At 56.9% G+C, this 3,211-nt stretch carries 4 protein-coding genes; all 4 read left to right on the forward strand.

Annotated features, from left to right (window positions below; genetic code table 11):
• A partial coding sequence (locus tag ACYVG7_RS10805) for a transposase domain-containing protein (RefSeq protein ID WP_460883117.1) occupies positions 1–1,350 on the forward strand: 1,350 nt, incomplete at its 5' end.
• 43 nt (positions 1,351–1,393) lie between these two features.
• Positions 1,394–2,335: an AAA family ATPase gene (locus tag ACYVG7_RS10810; RefSeq protein WP_460883118.1), complete on the forward strand. Its 942-nt coding sequence runs from the start codon at positions 1,394–1,396 to the stop codon at positions 2,333–2,335.
• A complete protein-coding gene (locus ACYVG7_RS10815; RefSeq protein ID WP_460883119.1) occupies positions 2,332–2,580 on the forward strand; it encodes a hypothetical protein in 249 nt (82 codons plus the stop codon). Before ACYVG7_RS10810 ends, ACYVG7_RS10815 begins: the two co-directional genes overlap by 4 nt.
• Before the next feature lie 50 nt (positions 2,581–2,630).
• Positions 2,631–3,211, forward strand: a 581-nt coding sequence (locus ACYVG7_RS10820) for a DUF3164 family protein (RefSeq protein WP_460883120.1), incomplete at its 3' end; no start/stop codon positions are given.

Genomic DNA, 3,211 nt, shown 5'->3' on the forward strand with positions numbered 1-3,211 from the left:
AAGGGCTGGGTTGTACCCAGCGAGTCTGCCCTGCGGCGGCGGCTAAATTTTGAGGTCAGTCAGGAGCAGCAGGTGCTGTTTCGTGAGGGCGAACATGCCTTGCACCAGATGTATCCACCGCAGGTTCGTACCGTGCTCGATCTGACGGCTATGGAATGGATCACCGGTGACGGCTATCAACACAATGTGTTTGTGAAGTGGTTCAACGGCGAAATTCTGCGCCCTAAAACGTGGTTCTGGATGGACGTGTACAGCCGCAAAGTAGTGGGTTGGCGCACTGATCTGAGCGAAAACAGTGACTCTATCCGCCTATCGCTGATGGACGTATGCCGGGAGTATGGCCTCCCTCGCAAAATCACCATCGACAACACCTTGGCAGCGGCTAACAAGAAGATGACTGGTGGGGTGCCGAATCGCTACCGCTTCCCGATCAAGGAAGACGATCCGAAGGGGATTATCCCCATGCTGGGTATCGACTTGCACTGGACCAGCATCAACTACGGCAAGGGGCACGGCCAGGCCAAGCCTATCGAACGGGCCTTTGGCGTGGGTGGGTTAGAAGAGTTGATTGATAAACACCCCGCTCTGGCGGGTGCCTATACCGGCCCTAACCCCATGGCAAAGCCAGACAACTACGGCAGCAAGGCTGTAGATGTTGAGACGTTCCTTGCCGCTGTGGCCGAAGGTGTGGAGATGTTCAACCGTCGCGCCAACCGGGATACCGAAGTTTGCTGCGGTGTCATGAGTTTCGATGACGCCTTTGCAGTGAGCTACCAGCAAGCCCCGGTGCGCAAGGCCACCAAGGAGCATCTGCAGTTATTGATGCTGCAGTCAGAGGCAGTGCGCGTCAGCCAGCACGGCACCATCACCCTGGAGGCCGGTGGCAGTATTGCCAGCCGCAAAAACCGCTATGGCAGCCCTGCGCTGTATCAGCATATCGGCAAGAAGGTAGTGGCGCGCTTCGATCCGGCTGCCCTGCATGAAAGCGTCATCCTCTTTACCCTGGATGGCCTGCTGATTGGCCAGGCTGAATGTATCGACAAGGTTGGCTTCGGGGATACCCAGGCCGCTCGCGAGCACAAGCGCCGCCGGACTCAGTTCGTGAAGGGAACCAAGGCCGTAGCACAGGCCCAACGCGAAATGGATGCGCTGGAAGTCGCCGCCATGATGCCGGGGCCCAGCAACCCTACCCCGCCAGAAAGCAAGGTGGTGGAAATGGTGCGGCATGTCTCCATCGGCAATACCGCATTGAAAGATCGCGAGCCGGAACCAACTGCACCTGATTTTGAACAGCGTTACAGCGAATCGATCGCGATCATGCGTGAAGAAGCCGCCAAACGCCGGTTGTAGCCACGATAAACCCGGTTTAACAGGAAGTAATTAAGGGATAACTATGTCGAACATACACGTTTTAGGGAATGAGGCAGCACAACAAACCACGGTCATTATGCGTGTCCGGGCATTGTTGGAAAGCAAGGCCATCAACGGTGCTCAAGTGGCCCGAGAAATCGGCGTGAGCCCTGCCACCATCAGTCAGATCTTGAATGACAACTACAAGGCCGACCCCGGCACTGTCATCGAAAAGTTGTCGGCATGGCTGGAATTACGGACCCAGAAGTTAGCGCGGCCCGCTAACCCCGGATTTGTGATGACCCAAACGGCGAAACAGATCATGGATGACATGACCTATGCGCAGATCAGCCAATCGATTGCCGTTATTTATGGCGCCTCCGGCGTCGGGAAAAGCGAATCCCTGCGGGAATACGCCCGCAATAACCCGAATGTCTGGTTAATCACCGCGTCGCCCTGCCGCTCCACGCTCACGGAATGTCTGTATGAGCTGGCGATGGAGCTGGGAATGGAACAAGCCCCCCGCCTGCGCGGACCCCTTGCCCGAGCGGTGCGTAAACGTCTGGTCGGCACTGAGGGCCTGATCGTGATTGATGAAGCTGACCATCTCGATTACCCCACCCTCGAAGAGCTGCGGATCCTGCAGGAAGAAGTTGGTATTGGTTTGGTACTGGTTGGCAATAACAAGATCTACACCCAGCTCACCGGCGGCCGCCGTAACGAAGACTTTGCCCGCCTGTTTAGTCGGATCGCCAAGCGCCGAGGCATCCACAAAACCAAGCAAAACGATGTCCGAGCCATTGCTGATGCCTGGGGCATCACTGGCACGGCAGAGCGGGAACTGTTGAACCAAATCAGCGAACGCCCGGGCGGCCTGCGTTTACTGACTAAGGCCCTGAAACTCTCGGCGCTGTATGCCAAAGACGAGCCAATCACGGTGCCGTACCTGAAAGCCGCATTTACAGAACTGGAGGGCGTGGAATGACAACTGCTGACCGTATCAATATCCGCCGGAGTGCTGCCGAGCTGCGCGAGTGGCTGATAGGCAAAGGCTGCCAAGTGCTGGATAGCCGGATCGTTGGGAAAAGTTCGGTGCTGGCCGTATCCGGCCCGGTGCCGAGTGAGTTGACCAGTCATGTGCTGGTCATTACCGAAAAACTCAACGGCTTGGAGCGTCGCGCCTGGTTGGCTCGCCTTGGTGGCTGCTGCATTCACTGGCGAGAGCAATGAACTACTACGAATCACCCTCTTTCTACCTGGAAAAGAACAAGGAGAAAAATATGGAACAACAAGTGACTACCGTGCCAGCAGGCCACCGCAAGAACGCCCTGGGGCATTTAGTGCCGGAGGAGTTGATTGCTCCGGTCGACAAGATCCGCGATGACCTGGTGAGCAAAATCATCGCCAGCGGCAAAAAGCTGCGTGAGGCCATCGCCGAGTTTAAGGCCGCCACCATGGGGGAAGTGTCGGCGTTCGTTGACCTGAGCGCTGCCGAGTATGGGGTTCAGTTCGGTGGGGCCAAGGGCAATGTGCAGTTGAGCAGCTTTGATGGCCTGTACATGGTCAAACTCTCGGTTGGCGAACATCGGCATTTCGATGAACGGATCCAGGCGGCCAAACAGCTGATAGATAGCTGTATCACTCGTTGGTCGGATGGGGCCTCCGCTCAGATCGTGGCATTGGTTGATCATGCGTTCCGGGTCTCAAAGCAGGGGCACATCGATGTGAATCAAGTGCTCAGCCTTCGTGCTCTGGATATCGACGATGCCGATTGGAAAGAGGCGATGGACGCCATTGCCGATGCCATCCAGGTCACCGGCACCAGCACCTATCTGCGCCTGTATGAACGTCAGGGCGAGGA

Source organism: Pseudaeromonas pectinilytica (assembly GCF_054780855.1).